Raw genomic sequence first — 13596 nt, 5'->3', positions numbered from 1 at the left:
TCGGCTCCCAGCGCCTGCCACCGTGTTGAACCGACGCACCCTCCTCCTGTTCGCGGGACTGGGCGCAGCCCTTTCGGGTCGCGCCGCGTTCGCGCGCGCCGCCGCACCCGCCCTGATGCTGGCCGAGGTCTACCGCCCCGGCATGTCGCTCGCGGGCTACTGGGTCAGCGAGAAGTTCGACGGCGTGCGCGGCTACTGGGACGGCCAGAAGCTCTGGACCCGCGGCGGCGAGCCCGTCATGGCACCGGCCTGGTTCACCGCCTCGCTGCCCAAGCAGCCGCTCGACGGCGAACTGTGGGCGGGACGTGGGCGCTTCAACCACACGATGTCCACCGTGCGCAGCCAGACGCCCAGCGACACCGCCTGGCACGAGATCCGTTTCATGGTGTTCGACCTGCCCGCCCAGGGCGGCGACTTCAACACCCGCCTCGCGGCGCTGCGCAAGCTGCTGCCGATCACCGACGCGCCCTGGGTGGTGGCCGTGCCGCAGCAGCCCGCCACCACGCACGAGGACCTGCAGGCGCTGCTCGACAAGACCGTGAAGATGGGCGGCGAAGGCCTGATGCTGCACCGGGGCGCGTCGATGTACCGCGGCGAGCGCAACAACGACCTGCTCAAGGTCAAGCCCTTCGAGGACGCCGAGGCTCGCGTGGTCGCGCACCTGCCCGGCAAGGGCAAGCACCACGGCCGGCTCGGCGCGTTGATGGTCGAGATGCCCGACGGCCAGCGCTTCCGGCTCGGCACCGGCCTGACCGACGCCGAGCGCGACCAGCCGCCGCCGATCGGCAGCCTGGTGACCTACCGCTACAACGGCACGCACCCGAGCGGGTTGCCCAAATTTGCCCGCTTCATGCGGGTGCGCGAAGGCTAGCCCGGCCTTCGCAGACCGTGCCCCTCACCGGGGCACGCTCCTCTCTCAGCTTGCCTGACGCACGCAGTCCGCGTAGTACCGCTTCTTGCCGGTCTCGTCGATGCGCGCCACCAGGCCGTGGATGTCGGTCTCGAAACCCGGGCACTGCAGGTTGAACTCGCGCGAAAACTTCAGGTAGTCGACGATCTTCTTGTTGAACACTTCGCCCGGAATCAGCAGCGGAATGCCCGGCGGGTATGGCGTGATCAGGCTGGTGGTGATGCGGCCTTCGAGCTCGTCGATCTCCACGCGCTCGGTCTTGCGGTGCGCGATGTGGGCGAAGGCGTCGCTGGGCTTCATGGCCGGAGTGAGGTCGCTCAGGTACATCTCGGTCGTGAGGCGAGCCACGTCGTAGCGCGCGTACAGCTGGTGGATGTGCTGGCACAGGTCGCGCAGGCCCAGGCGTTCGTAGCCCGGGTGCTGCTGGCAGAACTCGGGCAGGATGCGCCACATCGGCTGGTTGCGCGCGTAGTCGTCCTTGAACTGCTGCAGCGCCGTGAGCAGCGTGTTCCAGCGGCCCTTGGTGATGCCGATGGTGAACATGATGAAGAAGCTGTACAGGCCCGTCTTCTCCACGATCACGCCGTGCTCGGCCAGGAACTTGGTCACCACGCTGGCGGGGATGCCGGTCTCGGCAAAGTTGCCTTCCAGGTCCAGGCCCGGCGTGACGATGGTCGACTTGATCGGGTCGAGCATGTTGAAGCCGTCGGCCAGTTCGCCGAAGCCGTGCCAGTTGCGCGGCGACTTCTTGCTCTTGGGCTTGCCGTTCTTCTCGCCGTGCATGATCCAGTCTTCGGCGCGGCCGATGCCCTCGTCGACGAGCTTCTCGGGGCCCCAGACCTTGAACCACCACTCGTCCTTGCCGAACTCTTCCTCGACCTTGCGCATGGCGCGGCGGAAGTCGAGCGCTTCGAGGATGCTCTCTTCCACCAGTGCGGTGCCGCCGGGCGGCTCCATCATGGCGGCGGCCACGTCGCAGCTCGCGATGATCGCGTACTGCGGGCTGGTCGACGAGTGCATCAGGTAGGCCTCGTTGAAGAGGTCGCGGTCCAGCGCGCGGTTCTGCGAGTCCTGCACCAGCACGTGGCTGGCCTGGCTGATGCCGGCCAGCAGCTTGTGCGTCGACTGCGTGGCGAACACCAGCGATTCCTTCGGGCGCACGCGGCGCTTGCCCATCGCGTGATACGCACCGTAGAACGGGTGGAAGGCGGCGTGCGGCAGCCAGGCTTCGTCGAAGTGCAGCGTGTCGACGTAGCCGTCGAGCATGTTCTTGATGGTCTCGGTGTTGTAGATCACGCCGTCGTAGGTCGACTGGGTGAGCGTCATCACGCGCGGCTTGACCTTGTTCGGGTCGACGTCGGCCAGCAGCGGGTTGGCCTTGATCTTGGCCTTGATGGCGCTCTGCTCGAACTCGCTCTTCGGAATCGGGCCGATGATGCCGAAGTGGTTGCGCGTGGGCTTCATGAACACCGGAATCGCGCCGGTCATGATGATCGCGTGCAGGATCGACTTGTGGCAGTTGCGGTCCACCACCACCACGTCGTCAGGCGCCACCGTGTGGTGCCACACCATCTTGTTGCTGGTGCTGGTGCCGTTGGTCACGAAGAAGCAGTGGTCGGCATTGAAGATGCGCGCCGCATTGCGCTCGCTGGCCGCCACCGGGCCGGTGTGGTCGAGCAGCTGGCCCAGTTCTTCCACCGCGTTGCAGACGTCGGCGCGCAGCATGTTCTCGCCGAAGAACTGGTGGAACATCTGGCCCACCGGGCTCTTCAGGAACGCCACGCCGCCCGAGTGGCCCGGGCAGTGCCAGGAGTACGAACCGTCTTCGGCGTAGTCGATCAGCGCCTTGAAGAACGGCGGTTGCACGCCTTCCAGGTAGCTCTTGGCCTCGCGGATGATGTGGCGCGCCACGAATTCGGGGGTGTCCTCGAACATGTGGATGAAGCCGTGCAGCTCGCGCAGGATGTCGTTCGGGATGTGGCGCGAGGTCTTGGTCTCGCCGTAGATGTAGATCGGCACGTCGGCGTTCTTGCGACGCACCTCGCCGATGAAGCTGCGCAGGCTCAGCACGGCCGGATCGAGGTCGGGGCCGACCGAGAACTCTTCGTCGTCGATCGACAGGATGAAGGCGCTGGCGCGGCTTTGCTGCTGCGCGAACTGGCTCAGGTCGCCGTAGCTCGTGACGCCCAGCACCTCGAAGCCCTCGCTTTCGAAGGCCTGCGCGAGCGCGCGGATGCCGAGGCCCGAAGTGTTTTCGGAGCGGAAGTCCTCGTCGATGATGACGATGGGAAAGCGGAATTTCATGAGCGGGGCTCCGGACAGGCAGTCAGACAGGCAATGAGCGAGGCGCGAAGTGTACGGAATTCGGATGACGGATTGCGTCGGGCGCCTGCAAGCCCCGTGGGGTGCGCCGGCCGGGACGGCCCCGGCGGGCGCCATATCCCTACGCGACACAGGCGCATGGCGCGCCATGCCGCAGAATGGCGAAGGTCCAAGTAACAAAAGAAGAGAGGAGTTGCCATGGGAAATCCCACCTTCTGGTGGTTGATCGCAGGCGCGGCCATCGTGGCCGAGTTGTTGTCCGGCACGGTGTACCTGCTGCTGCTGGCCGCCGGCTTCGCCGCCGCAGCCATCGCCGCGCACCTGGGCTTCAACCTCGTCACGCAGCTGCTGGTGGCCGCCGTGGTCGGCGTGGGCGCGGTCGTGACCTGGTACCTGATCCGCCGCAACCGCCCTGCCGAGCCCTCCAGCGAGGCCAACCGCGACCTCAACCTGGACATCGGCGAGAGCGTGTACGTCGATGCCTGGAACCTCGACGGCACCGCCACCGTGCGCTACCGCGGCTCGCAATGGACCGTCGTGCTGCGCGCGGGCCATGCGCCCTCCACCGGCGAACACCGCGTGGTCGAGGTGGTCGGCAGCCGCCTCGTGGTCGACAAGATCTAGCAGATCTAACAGTTCAATCGGTCAGTCAGAAAAACGCATTCGAAAAGGAAGCAACACCATGGAATTTTCAGTTCCTCTCATCATCCTGGTCATCGCGATCATCTTCATCAGCCAGTCGGTCAAGTTCGTGCCGCAGCAGAACGCGTGGGTGCGCGAACGCCTGGGCAAGTACCACGGCACCATGACGCCCGGCCCGAACTTCCTGATCCCGTTCATCGACCGCGTGGCCTACAAGCACAGCCTGAAGGAAATCCCGCTCGACGTGCCCAGCCAGATCTGCATCACGCGCGACAACACGCAGCTGCAGGTCGACGGCATCCTGTACTTCCAGGTGACCGACCCGATGCGCGCCAGCTACGGCTCGTCGAACTACATCGTGGCCGTGACCCAGCTCGCACAGACCTCGCTGCGCAGCGTGATCGGCAAGCTCGAGCTCGACAAGACCTTCGAGGAGCGCGACGTGATCAACGCCCAGGTCGTGGCCGCCATCGACGAGGCCGCGCTCAACTGGGGCGTGAAGGTGCTGCGCTACGAAATCAAGGACCTGACGCCGCCCAAGGAAATTCTCTTGGCCATGCAGGCGCAGATCACCGCCGAACGCGGCAAGCGCGCGCTCATCGCCGCCTCGGAAGGCCGTCGCCAGGAACAGATCAACATCGCCACCGGCGAACGCGAAGCCTTCATTGCCCGCTCGGAAGGCGAGAAGCAGGCGCAGATCAACAACGCGCAGGGTGAAGCCGCCGCCATCACGGCCGTGGCCACCGCCACGGCAGACGCCATCGAACGCGTGGCCGCCGCCATCCGCCAGCCGGGCGGCGAACAGGCCGTGCAGCTGAAGGTGGCCGAGCGCGCCGTCGATGCCTACGGCAAGGTGGCCGCCGACTCCAAGACCACGCTCATCGTGCCGAGCAACATGACCGAGACGGCCGCGCTGATCTCGTCGGCCATGCGCATGATCCAAACCGGTAAAAGCTCTGGCCCGACCTGAAAACGGCTGAAAACCCGCGCTACAATCGTGGGCTCAGGAGCGGTGGATGAGCGGTTTAAGTCGCACGCCTGGAAAGCGTGTGAGGGTTAATAGCCCTCCGCGGGTTCGAATCCCGCCTGCTCCGCCAAAACGATGCCCCAGTAGCTGCCAAGCTGCTGGGGCTTTTTGTTTGTTGGGCACCCGCAATGGGCTTGCCTATATCTTGCGGACATCGGGCATACCGTTGCCCGACCTCCTCCGCTTCAGCTGAACACGCTTTCGAGATCGACCTCTTCCGCGCTGTCGTCCAGCTTCAGGCTCTGCTCGATGTGGTCGAGGTGATGCAGCATCAGCTTCTCGGCGCGTGCGGCGTCGCCGCGGTTCACGGCGGCGACGATTTCCTCGTGCTCGTCGGCACGGCAGCTGGTGGCCGTCGGCGCGTCGTACAGCGAGATGATCAGGCAGGTCAGCACCGACAGCTCGCGCATCGAACGCGCCAGCGCCGAGTTGCCGGCCAGCTCGGCCAGCAGCACATGGAACTCGCCCGACAGCCGCACGATGGCGCGCTTGTCGTCGCGGCGCCGTGCGTCGGCCTCGAGCTCGATGTGGCGTTGCAGGCGCTCCCGCTTGGCGTCGTCGAGCGTGCGGATGAGGCGGCGCAGCACGCCGGGCTCGATGAGGCGGCGCGCCTCGAACACATCTTGCGCCTGCTCGATGGTGGGCTTGGCGACGAAGGCGCCGCGCTGCGGCACCAGCTCGACGATCTGCTCGTGCGCCAGCCGGGCCAGCACCTCGCGCACCTTGGCGCGGCTGGTCGCGAAGATCGTGGCCAGCCGGTCTTCGCCCAGCTTCGTGCCCGGCGCGAGACGGTGTTCCAGGATGGCGGCCGAGATCTTCTCGGCGATCTCGTCGACGCTGTGTTCGCGGGCGTTGGGGGCACCGGTCGTGCCGGTGGCGCCAGTCGCGCCGTTCGCGCTGGTCTTGCGGGCTGGGGCTTTGGTGGGCATCGGCGCCGATTCTATCGACGCCCCCTCAAGGCTGCAGAGCGTCACGGGGCCCGCGACCTCAGCCTGGCGCGCGGGCGCCGTCGCGTGCCAGTAGCCGCGCCAAAGCCTCGGGCAGCCCGTGGTTCGGCTTGATCGGCGGCGGCGCAAAACTGCCCAGGCGCGCCGGCGCGGGCGCCAGCGACACGAGCGTCTGCGCATGGCACACGGCGCTCGACACGCCGTCGACCACGGGCACCGGGATGCGGTCCTTGATCGAGCGCGCCAGGCCCGCCAGCGGCGCGCCGGCAATGATGATCACGTCCGCGCCGTCGTCCTCGATGGCCGACATGCACAGGGCCTCCAGGCGCTGGCCGTGGTCGTCCTGCACGTGGCCGATGTCCTTGAGCGGACCGTCCAGGCTGCGGATGCTCGCCAGCCGGTCGATGAGGCCGTTGGCCTGCACGCACTCGCGGTACCAGGCCGTGATGCGCCGCGAGATCGCGACGATCGAAAAGCGCTTGCCCAGCAGGCACGCGCTCATGAGCGCGGCTTCGGTGAGGCCGACCACGGGGATGTCGAGCGCCTCGCGCAGGCCGTCGATGCCGGGGTCGCCGAAGGCCGCGACCACGATGGCGTCGTGCCGCGTGTGGTGCTCGGCCGCGAGCGTGGCGGCGGCGTAGGCGCCGATCAGCGATTCGAAGCGGGTCTCGATGTAGGCCACGCCGAAGGGCGCCGTGACCACCTCGATGTGCGTGTCGCTCGCGGCCGCGCGCCGGGCCTCGGCCGCGATCAGGTCGGAGACGCTTTGCGAGGTGTTGGGGTTGATGAGCAGCAGGTTCATGGCGATGGCTCCAGGTTCAGGCGGGTCGGCGGCTCGGCAGCAAGGAGGGCTCGCCCCGGCGCAGGAATTCTCCGCGTCCGGCGCGCGGATGAAAGCGTTCGCCGTCCCACACGACCTCGCCGCGTGCCAGCGTCAGCGCCGGCCAGGCCTTCACCTCGATGCCCTCGTAGGGCGTGTAGTCGACGTCGTGGTGCAGGTCGGCGTTGCGGATGGCGCGCGGCGTGGTGCCCCAGACCACGAGGTCGGCGTCGGCGCCGACGGCAATCGTGCCCTTGCGCGGGTGCAGCCCGTAGGCCTTGGCGGGGTTGGTGGACGTCAGCTCGACGAACTTGTTGATGGTGATGCGCCCGTCGAGCACGCCGTGCGAGAACAGGAGCGGCAGCCGCGTCTCGATGCCGGGAATGCCGTTCGGAATGTGGCGGAACGCCACCTCTTCGCCGCCGGGCTTCTTGCCCTCGGGCGCGTCGTAGCGGAACGGCGCATGGTCCGACGAGAAGATCGTGAACAGCCCGTCGGACAGCCCGTTCCAGATCACCTGCTGGTTCTCGCGGTTGCGCGGCGGTGGGCTGCAGACGCAGCGTGCGCCCTGGTAACTGTCGTCGATGCCCAGGTCTTCGGCGGTCAGGAACAAATACTGCGGGCAGGTTTCGGCGAACACGCTCAGGCCGTGCGCGCGCGCCCAGCGGATCTGCTCGACGGCTTCGCGCCCCGACACGTGCACGATCATGATCGGCACGTCGACCAGCTCCGACAGTGCGATGGCGCGGTGCGTCGCCTCGCGCTCGACCAGCATCGGCCGCGAATGCGCATGAAAGCGCGGCGCGGTGCGCCCGCTGGCTTCGAGCCGCTTGGTCAGCCACTCGATGCAGTCGGCGTTCTCGGCGTGGATCATGGCCATCGCGCCCTGCTCTCTCGCCACCGACAGCACGTCGAGGATCTGGCCGTCGTCCAGCTTCAGATCGTCGTAGGTCATGTAGATCTTGAACGAGGTGTAGCCCTCGGCGATGAGCTGCGGCAGCTCGTGCTTGAGCACCTCCTCGGTCGGGTCGCTCACGATCAGGTGGAAGGCGTGGTCGACGTGGGCGCGGCCCTCGGCGCGCTGATGGTAGTCCTGCACGGCGGCGCGCAGCGACTGGCCCTTCTGCTGCGCGGCGAACGGAATCACGGTGGTCGTGCCGCCGCAGGCCGCGGCGCGGGTGCCCGAGCCGAAGTCGTCGGCCATGCGCACGGGCGGCTCCATCGGCTGGTCGAGGTGACAGTGGGCGTCGACGCCGCCCGGCGTCACGTAGCGGCCGGCGGCGTCGATCTCCTGCCGGCCGGGCGGCAGGCCGAGGCCGAGCTGCACGATGCGGCCATCGCGGATGCCGATGTCCGAATCGAAGGTGTCGCTGGCGGTGGCAACGCGGGCGTTGCGCACCACGAGATCGAGGTCGCGGAAGGTCATGGTCTTTCTTTGCTTTTCTGTCTGTCGATGTCGGGTGGTCGGTGGCAGCCGTTCAGGCGTTCGCGTCGAACAGCCGGCCCCAGCCCTTCACCGCGCCCGGCGCGACGCCGACCGTCTTCAGCGCGCGCCAGACCACGGTGGCCACCGAGTCGTAGATCGGGATGCCGAGCTCGCGCTCCATCTCCTCGACCAGCTGCGCGCCGCTGAGGTTGGTGCACATGATGGTGATGGCGTCGGGGCGCTGCTGCGCCACCTCGCGCAGCATGCGGCGCAGCGTGTCGGGCTCGACCTCGCTGAACGAGAAGTTCACCGTGAGGTCCAGGTGGCGCTCGGCCACGCAGTCGATGCCGATGCCCGCGTAGTTGGCGACGATACGCCGCTGCACGTCCTCGACGTACGGCGACACCAGCCCCAGCGTGCGCGCGCCCTGCGCGGCCAGCAGTTCGTTGAGCGCCAGCACCGAGGTGGTCGCCGGGATGCCGGTGGCCTCGGTGATGCGCGCGCACAGCGCCTGGTCTTTCTCGAAGCCGAGCCAGCTGGCCGAGGTGCCGCTCCAGCAGATGGTGTCGACGCGCGCGTCGGCCAGCAGCCGCGCGGCCTCGAGGATCTTGCTGTCGTCGAACTGGTTCAGCGATGCATCGCGCATCGAGATCTCGGTGACGGTGAAGCGCGAGAAATGCGCCGAGACGCCGGGCACGGCCGCGACCATCGCGCTGGTCAGCGGTTCGAGCGCCGTGTTCGAGGAAGGCGTGAGCACGCCGATGAGTTTGCGAGAGGTCATGTGATGGACGTCGGGGTGGTTGGCGTCAGACCGGCAGCTTCTTGCTGTAGTCGATCAGCATCGTCGAGCAGACAAACAGGCCCGCGCCGGCTGCGGTGAACAGCATGAGCGCCATGAAGTACGAGCCGGTGGCCTGCACGATCAGGCCGACCACGATCGGCACGCCGATGCCTGCCACGTTGCCGCCCAGGTTCATCGTGCCGCCCAGGAAGCCGACCCGGGCACGCGTGCCGAGGATCGACGGCACGCACCAGAACAGGCCGCACCAGCGCAGGAAGAACAGAGTGACCGACAGCAGCACCACCACGGCGACCGGGTCCGTGATCCGCGTCACCATGAAGATGGCGATGGTCGCGATGATCGACGAGATGCCGAACAGCGTGCGCAGCACCTTGCTCTGCGACGCGCCGGCCGCCATCCATTTGTCGGCCAGCCAGCCGCCGAACATTTCGCCGACGAAACCCGAGAAGAACATGATGAACACCGCGCCGCCCATCTGCTTGATGTCGAAGCCGTGCACCTTCGACAGGTAGTTGGGCATCCAGGTGAGCAGGCCGTAGAACAGCGCGTTGAAGCACATCCAGCCGAAGAACATGCCCCACACCGAGCGGTAGCGGAAGAAATCGAGCACGCGGCCGCTGGCATTGGCCGATTCCTTGGCGGCATCGGCGGCGTGGCTGGCCTCGATGTAGCGCGCCTCGGCTTCGTTCACGTCGGGATGCTGGCGCGGATGGTTGCGGATGTAGCGCCAGGCGAAGTAGCCGGCGATGACGGTGCCGACACCGGCGATCACGAAGGCCAGGCGCCACGAGCCGAGCACGGCGATCAGCGCCGAGATCAGGATCGCGCCCAGCGCCGCGCCCAGGGGCGCGCCGCCGTCGAGCAAGGTAGCGCCGCGCCCGCGTTCGGTCTGCGTCATCCAGATGCCGTTGAGCTTGCCGCCCGCCGGATAGATCGGCGCCTCGGCCGCGCCCAGGCCCAGCCGCGTGAGCAGCAGGGGCACCCAGCCGGTGCAGGCCGCGGCGATGGCCTGGAAGAAGCCCCAGCCCACGGTGGCGCCGGCGATGACGACGCGCGGGCCGAAGCGGTCGGCCAGCATGCCGCCCGGAATCTGCATCAGCGCATAGGTCCAGAAAAAGGAGCTGAGCAGCAGGCCCTGCACGGCCGGGCCGATGTCGAACTCCTTGGCGATCAGCGGCATGGCCACCGAGAGCGAGGCCCGGTCGATGTAGTTGATCGAGATCAGGAACAACATCATCAGGAAGATCTTCCAGCGCACCTTGGTGGGCTGGAGGGCGGCGTCGGGTGCTGCGGCGGTCGCCTTGGCGCCGTCCGTCATGGTGTTTTGCATCGGTTTGTCTCCTTGCAGTGGCACGGATGCCAGCTTGCAAGGAAACGACCCGGCACGCTGGCGAACTTTGCAGTCGCGGGTCGGGCTGGTCCGGTCCAGTGCACCACCGAGGCTGTGGAGCGGAATTTAGGCTTTGTCGAAATTAACGTCAACATCAATGTTGACAATCTTGTTGACGATAATGGCAAACACCTAGACCGCAGCCCCTTCCCGAGGGATCACGCGGCGTCGACGGCCGGTGTTTGCGCAAAGTACGCCATGGCCGCCAGCACCCCGCTGCCGGCCACCGGCACGCCGGCCAGCTTGAAACCCATCTCGATGCCGGTCAATGCGGCCATCAGCGTGAGGTCGTTGCAGTCGCCCAGGTGGCCGATGCGGAACATGCGGCCCCGCAGCTTGCCCAGGCCCGCGCCCAGCGAGAGGTCGAAGCGCTGGTGGATGAGGCGGCGCAGCGCATCGGCATCGACGCCCTGCGGCGTGATGACGCCGGTCAGCACGGGCGAGTGCACGCGCGCGTCGGCGCACTGCGTCGGCAGGCCCCAGGCCTGCACGGCGGCGCGCACGCCGCGGCCCCAGCGCTGGTGGCGCGCGAAGATCACCGGCAGGCCCTGCTCGAGCACCATGTCCAGCGCTTCGCTCAGGCCGTACAGCAGGTTCGTGCTCGGCGTGTAGGGCCAGTAGCCGCCCTGGTTCATCTCGATGATCTCGTCCCAGGCCCAGAACGCCTTGGGCAGGCGCGCCGTCTTCGCCACCTCGAGCGCCTTGGGCGACACGGCGTTGAAGCTGATGCCCGGCGGCAGCATGAGGCCCTTCTGCGAGCCGCTGACCGTGACGTCCACGCCCCACTCGTCGTGCCGGTAGTCGGCGCTCGCCAGGCCCGAGATGGTGTCGACCATCAGCAGCGCCGGATGGCCCGCCGCATCGATCGCGCGGCGCACCGCGGCGATGTCGGAGGTGACGCCCGTCGAGGTCTCGTTGTGCACCACGCACACGGCCTTGATGTGGTGCGTGGTGTCCTGGCGCAGGCGCTGCTCGATGAGGTCGGCCTGCACGCCGTGGCGCCAGCTGCGCGGCAGGCCGGTCTCGTCGGTGCCTTCAAGCGCGAGGAACTCGGGCTCCAGGCCGAGCCGGCGCGCCATCTTCTGCCACAGCGTCGCGAAGTGGCCGGTCACGAACATCAGCACGTGGTCGCCCGGGCTCATCACGTTGACCAGCGCCGCTTCCCAGGCGCCGGTGCCCGACGCGGGATAGACCACGACCGGGTGCCGGGTCTGGAACACCTGCTGCAGCCCGCCGATGACCTTCTTGCCCAGCGTGGCGAACTCGGGTCCGCGGTGGTCGATGGTCGGCAGGCTGATGGCCCGCAGGATGCGGTCGGGCACAGGGCTGGGGCCCGGGATCTGCAGGAAGTGGCGGCCGCTGGGGTGGTTGTCGAGCGCGATCATGGGGTTGTCTCCGTTCTGGATGGGTTGTGAAAAGTGCTAAAGCTGCACCGACGCGTGGCCGATGCCCGGGAATTCGGCGGTGACGAGGTCGCCCTCGCCCGCTTCGAGAATGCCGACCCAGGTGCCGGTCGTGACCACGGTGCCGGCCGCGACGGTCTCGCCGTGGCGCGTGGCATGGCGCAACCACGCGGGCAGCAGCCAGGCGGGATCGCCGAGCGAATGCGTGCCGCGACGCATCAGGGTCGCGCGCGCGCCGATGCGCACCTCGCAGGCCTGCGCGGCCCAGTCGCGGGCGACGAACGGCACCCACTCGCCGAGCACCAGCGCGCCGTGCGATTGCAGGTCGGCCAGCTTGCACAGCGCGGGCGCGTCGAGGGCCTCCTGCCAGCGGGAATCGACGATCTCGATCGAGACCGTCATCGCATCGACCAGCGCGCGTGCGCTGTCCGCATCGAGCGCTGATGCCAGGGCCGCATCGACGTCGCGCCCGATGCGCAGCGCGATCTCGGCCTCGATGCCCCGCAGGTGAAACGGCCAGTCGCCGGCCGTCGCCGGGCTGGTCCACACGCCGCGCGGCGGCAGCGGCGCATGCGTCAGCACTGCATCGCGCGACGGGCCGCCGGCCTTCCAGTACCGGGGCGGCGCCGCACCGAACCAGCCGAGCGCCTGCGCCACCTGCTGCTGCACGGCGTAGGCCTCGTCGGCCTGCGCAATGGCGGGCAGGAAGTCGGCCGCGGACAGCCAGGTGTCGTCGGGCCGGTACCAGCCCGGCTGCAGCTCGGCGCCGCGCAGCACGCCCGTGCGCGCGCAGTGCCGGGGCTGGAAGTGGGCGGTGATCTGGCGCGTGGCCAGCGCCTCGCGCAGGACCGCTTCCGTGAAAGCCGGTGCGCCGTTCGCAGGCAGGGTGCTCCCGCGCCGCAGCCCGGCCCGGTGGCGCCGTTCGCGCGCCATGGCCTGCGCCGCCGACGCCATCGTGACCATGGTGCGCGGCTTGGCGATCGCCGAGAGCACGCGCGCGCCGCGGGCCCGGGCGTAGTCTTGCGCCGCCTGCAGGATGCGCGGCGGCTGGGCGCTCATGAGCACCAGCGCCGCGGGGCCGCCGGCTTCGACCACGGCATCGATCATCTGCAGGCCCGTGACTTCGGGCGTGTCGATGTCCACCACCAGCAGGTCGTGGCGCCGGTGCTGTACTGCCTCAACAAAGCCATGGCCGCTGCGCGTCACGTCCACGCGGGGAATGCCGGCGTAGCGCATGAAGGTGGCCAGCGCGAGGCCGGTGCGTTCGACCTGGTCGATCACGAGTGCGTGTCTGATCATGGCGAGCCTTGGAGGGGGAAGAGGATGTTCTGCATCTTCCCGGGGGCGGCAAAAATCCCCCATCGGCCCAGTCCGAAACTCGCGGCCGATTCCGTAGGACTTCGGCTGAACCCTGTTGCCACTCAGCAACTGTTGCCAGTCCTGAGCAAGGCCGCATCTGGCGGTACGATGCGCGGAATCGAATCGACCGACATTCCCCCCACTTCGCCTGCCGCAAAGGAGCCTCGATGGCCGGACCTTCCCCCACCTTGACGCGCGGCACCACCTCGCTGGACAAGACCCTGAAAAAGAGCGAGCAGGTGGCCGCCGATGTGCAGCGCGCCTCGGACAACCTCGCCGTCGTGAGCACCGTGCTGGAACAGGAACTGCCGGACGAGGTCCAGGTCGGCGAGGTGGCGCAGGCCATCGAGCACACCAGCCAGCTCGAGGAAAAACTCGCCCAGTCGGCCGAGAAACTGGCCGAAGTGAATGCGGCGCTGAGCGAGGAAATCGAGAAGCGCCTCGAAGTGACCGCCGAGCGCGACGAGAGCCAGGCGCTGGCCGAGCAGCTCAAGGCGCGCATCCGTACCCAGGCGACGTCGGACAAGCACTGACCGCCGTTGTTTCCG

12 protein-coding genes and 1 tRNA gene are annotated in these 13596 nt (G+C 68.0%); 5 read left to right on the top strand and 8 right to left on the bottom strand.

The genetic code is table 11. The features are described 5' to 3' along the window. Positions 1-22: 22 nt before the first annotated feature. Positions 23-871, top strand: coding sequence for a DNA ligase (locus tag ACAM52_RS10575; protein WP_307588410.1), 849 nt, complete (start codon positions 23-25; stop codon positions 869-871). Positions 872-916: 45 nt separating this feature from the next. On the opposite strand, the gene ACAM52_RS10570 is transcribed toward ACAM52_RS10575, so the two are convergent. Next, positions 917-3214, bottom strand: a complete 2298-nt coding sequence (locus ACAM52_RS10570) for an arginine/lysine/ornithine decarboxylase (protein WP_062479834.1) — start codon at positions 3212-3214, stop codon at positions 917-919. A gap of 216 nt (positions 3215-3430) precedes the next feature. Here ACAM52_RS10570 and ACAM52_RS10565 point away from each other — a divergent pair, with 216 nt between their 5' ends. From ACAM52_RS10565 to ACAM52_RS10555, 3 genes are all read left to right on the top strand, one after another. Then, the gene (locus ACAM52_RS10565) at positions 3431-3856 is read left to right on the top strand and encodes an NfeD family protein (protein WP_159271733.1); all 426 of its coding nucleotides are present in this window, start codon (positions 3431-3433) and stop codon (positions 3854-3856) included. Between the two features lie 58 nt (positions 3857-3914). Continuing rightward, positions 3915-4844 (top strand): SPFH domain-containing protein, encoded by a 930-nt coding sequence (locus ACAM52_RS10560; protein ID WP_093239542.1) that lies wholly within the window; start codon positions 3915-3917, stop codon positions 4842-4844. A 36-nt stretch (positions 4845-4880) separates the two neighbouring features. Further along, positions 4881-4971 (top strand) — tRNA-Ser (locus ACAM52_RS10555). 115 nt (positions 4972-5086) lie between these two features. On the opposite strand, the gene ACAM52_RS10550 is transcribed toward ACAM52_RS10555, so the two are convergent. The 7 genes from ACAM52_RS10550 to ACAM52_RS10520 form a co-directional block, all read right to left on the bottom strand. Then, positions 5087-5830, bottom strand: coding sequence for a GntR family transcriptional regulator (locus ACAM52_RS10550; protein WP_307588416.1), 744 nt, complete (start codon positions 5828-5830; stop codon positions 5087-5089). Between the two features lie 58 nt (positions 5831-5888). Then, complete coding sequence (locus ACAM52_RS10545) at positions 5889-6650, bottom strand: aspartate/glutamate racemase family protein (RefSeq protein WP_369646963.1); 762 nt, start codon at positions 6648-6650, stop codon at positions 5889-5891. A 16-nt stretch (positions 6651-6666) separates the two neighbouring features. Continuing rightward, a complete protein-coding gene (gene hydA / locus ACAM52_RS10540) occupies positions 6667-8094 on the bottom strand; it encodes a dihydropyrimidinase (protein WP_369646962.1) in 1428 nt (475 codons plus the stop codon). 52 nt (positions 8095-8146) lie between these two features. Continuing rightward, complete coding sequence (locus tag ACAM52_RS10535) at positions 8147-8875, bottom strand: aspartate/glutamate racemase family protein (RefSeq protein ID WP_354342085.1); 729 nt, start codon at positions 8873-8875, stop codon at positions 8147-8149. A gap of 25 nt (positions 8876-8900) precedes the next feature. Next, positions 8901-10214: an MFS transporter gene (locus tag ACAM52_RS10530; protein ID WP_095747614.1), complete on the bottom strand. Its 1314-nt coding sequence runs from the start codon at positions 10212-10214 to the stop codon at positions 8901-8903. Positions 10215-10444: 230 nt separating this feature from the next. Continuing rightward, on the bottom strand, positions 10445-11671 hold the full coding sequence (locus ACAM52_RS10525; protein ID WP_369646961.1) for an alanine--glyoxylate aminotransferase family protein: 1227 nt from the start codon (positions 11669-11671) through the stop codon (positions 10445-10447). A gap of 36 nt (positions 11672-11707) precedes the next feature. Further along, positions 11708-12412: a fumarylacetoacetate hydrolase family protein gene (locus ACAM52_RS10520; RefSeq protein WP_369647717.1), complete on the bottom strand. Its 705-nt coding sequence runs from the start codon at positions 12410-12412 to the stop codon at positions 11708-11710. Between the two features lie 803 nt (positions 12413-13215). Between ACAM52_RS10520 and ACAM52_RS10515 the strand changes: the two genes are divergently transcribed. Further along, complete coding sequence (locus ACAM52_RS10515; RefSeq protein WP_307588453.1) at positions 13216-13581, top strand: hypothetical protein; 366 nt, start codon at positions 13216-13218, stop codon at positions 13579-13581. Positions 13582-13596 lie beyond the last annotated feature (15 nt).

The organism is Variovorax sp. V118, from assembly GCF_041154445.1.
In the GTDB taxonomy this organism is placed as follows: Bacteria; Pseudomonadota; Gammaproteobacteria; order Burkholderiales; family Burkholderiaceae_C; genus Variovorax; species Variovorax boronicumulans.
The sequence above is the reverse complement of the archived record's forward strand: the minus strand, read 5'-3'. Positions and strand labels throughout refer to the sequence as shown.

Coding starts and splice junctions, on each gene's coding strand:
- ACAM52_RS10570 (WP_062479834.1), bottom strand. CDS start 3,214: ATGAAATTCCGCTTTCCCATCGTCATCATCGACGAGGACTTCCGCTCC.
- ACAM52_RS10565 (WP_159271733.1), top strand. CDS start 3,431: ATGGGAAATCCCACCTTCTGGTGGTTGATCGCAGGCGCGGCCATCGTG.
- ACAM52_RS10560 (WP_093239542.1), top strand. CDS start 3,915: ATGGAATTTTCAGTTCCTCTCATCATCCTGGTCATCGCGATCATCTTC.
- ACAM52_RS10550 (WP_307588416.1), bottom strand. CDS start 5,830: ATGCCCACCAAAGCCCCAGCCCGCAAGACCAGCGCGAACGGCGCGACT.
- ACAM52_RS10545 (WP_369646963.1), bottom strand. CDS start 6,650: ATGAACCTGCTGCTCATCAACCCCAACACCTCGCAAAGCGTCTCCGAC.
- hydA (WP_369646962.1), bottom strand. CDS start 8,094: ATGACCTTCCGCGACCTCGATCTCGTGGTGCGCAACGCCCGCGTTGCC.
- ACAM52_RS10535 (WP_354342085.1), bottom strand. CDS start 8,875: ATGACCTCTCGCAAACTCATCGGCGTGCTCACGCCTTCCTCGAACACG.
- ACAM52_RS10530 (WP_095747614.1), bottom strand. CDS start 10,214: ATGACGGACGGCGCCAAGGCGACCGCCGCAGCACCCGACGCCGCCCTC.
- ACAM52_RS10525 (WP_369646961.1), bottom strand. CDS start 11,671: ATGATCGCGCTCGACAACCACCCCAGCGGCCGCCACTTCCTGCAGATC.
- ACAM52_RS10515 (WP_307588453.1), top strand. CDS start 13,216: ATGGCCGGACCTTCCCCCACCTTGACGCGCGGCACCACCTCGCTGGAC.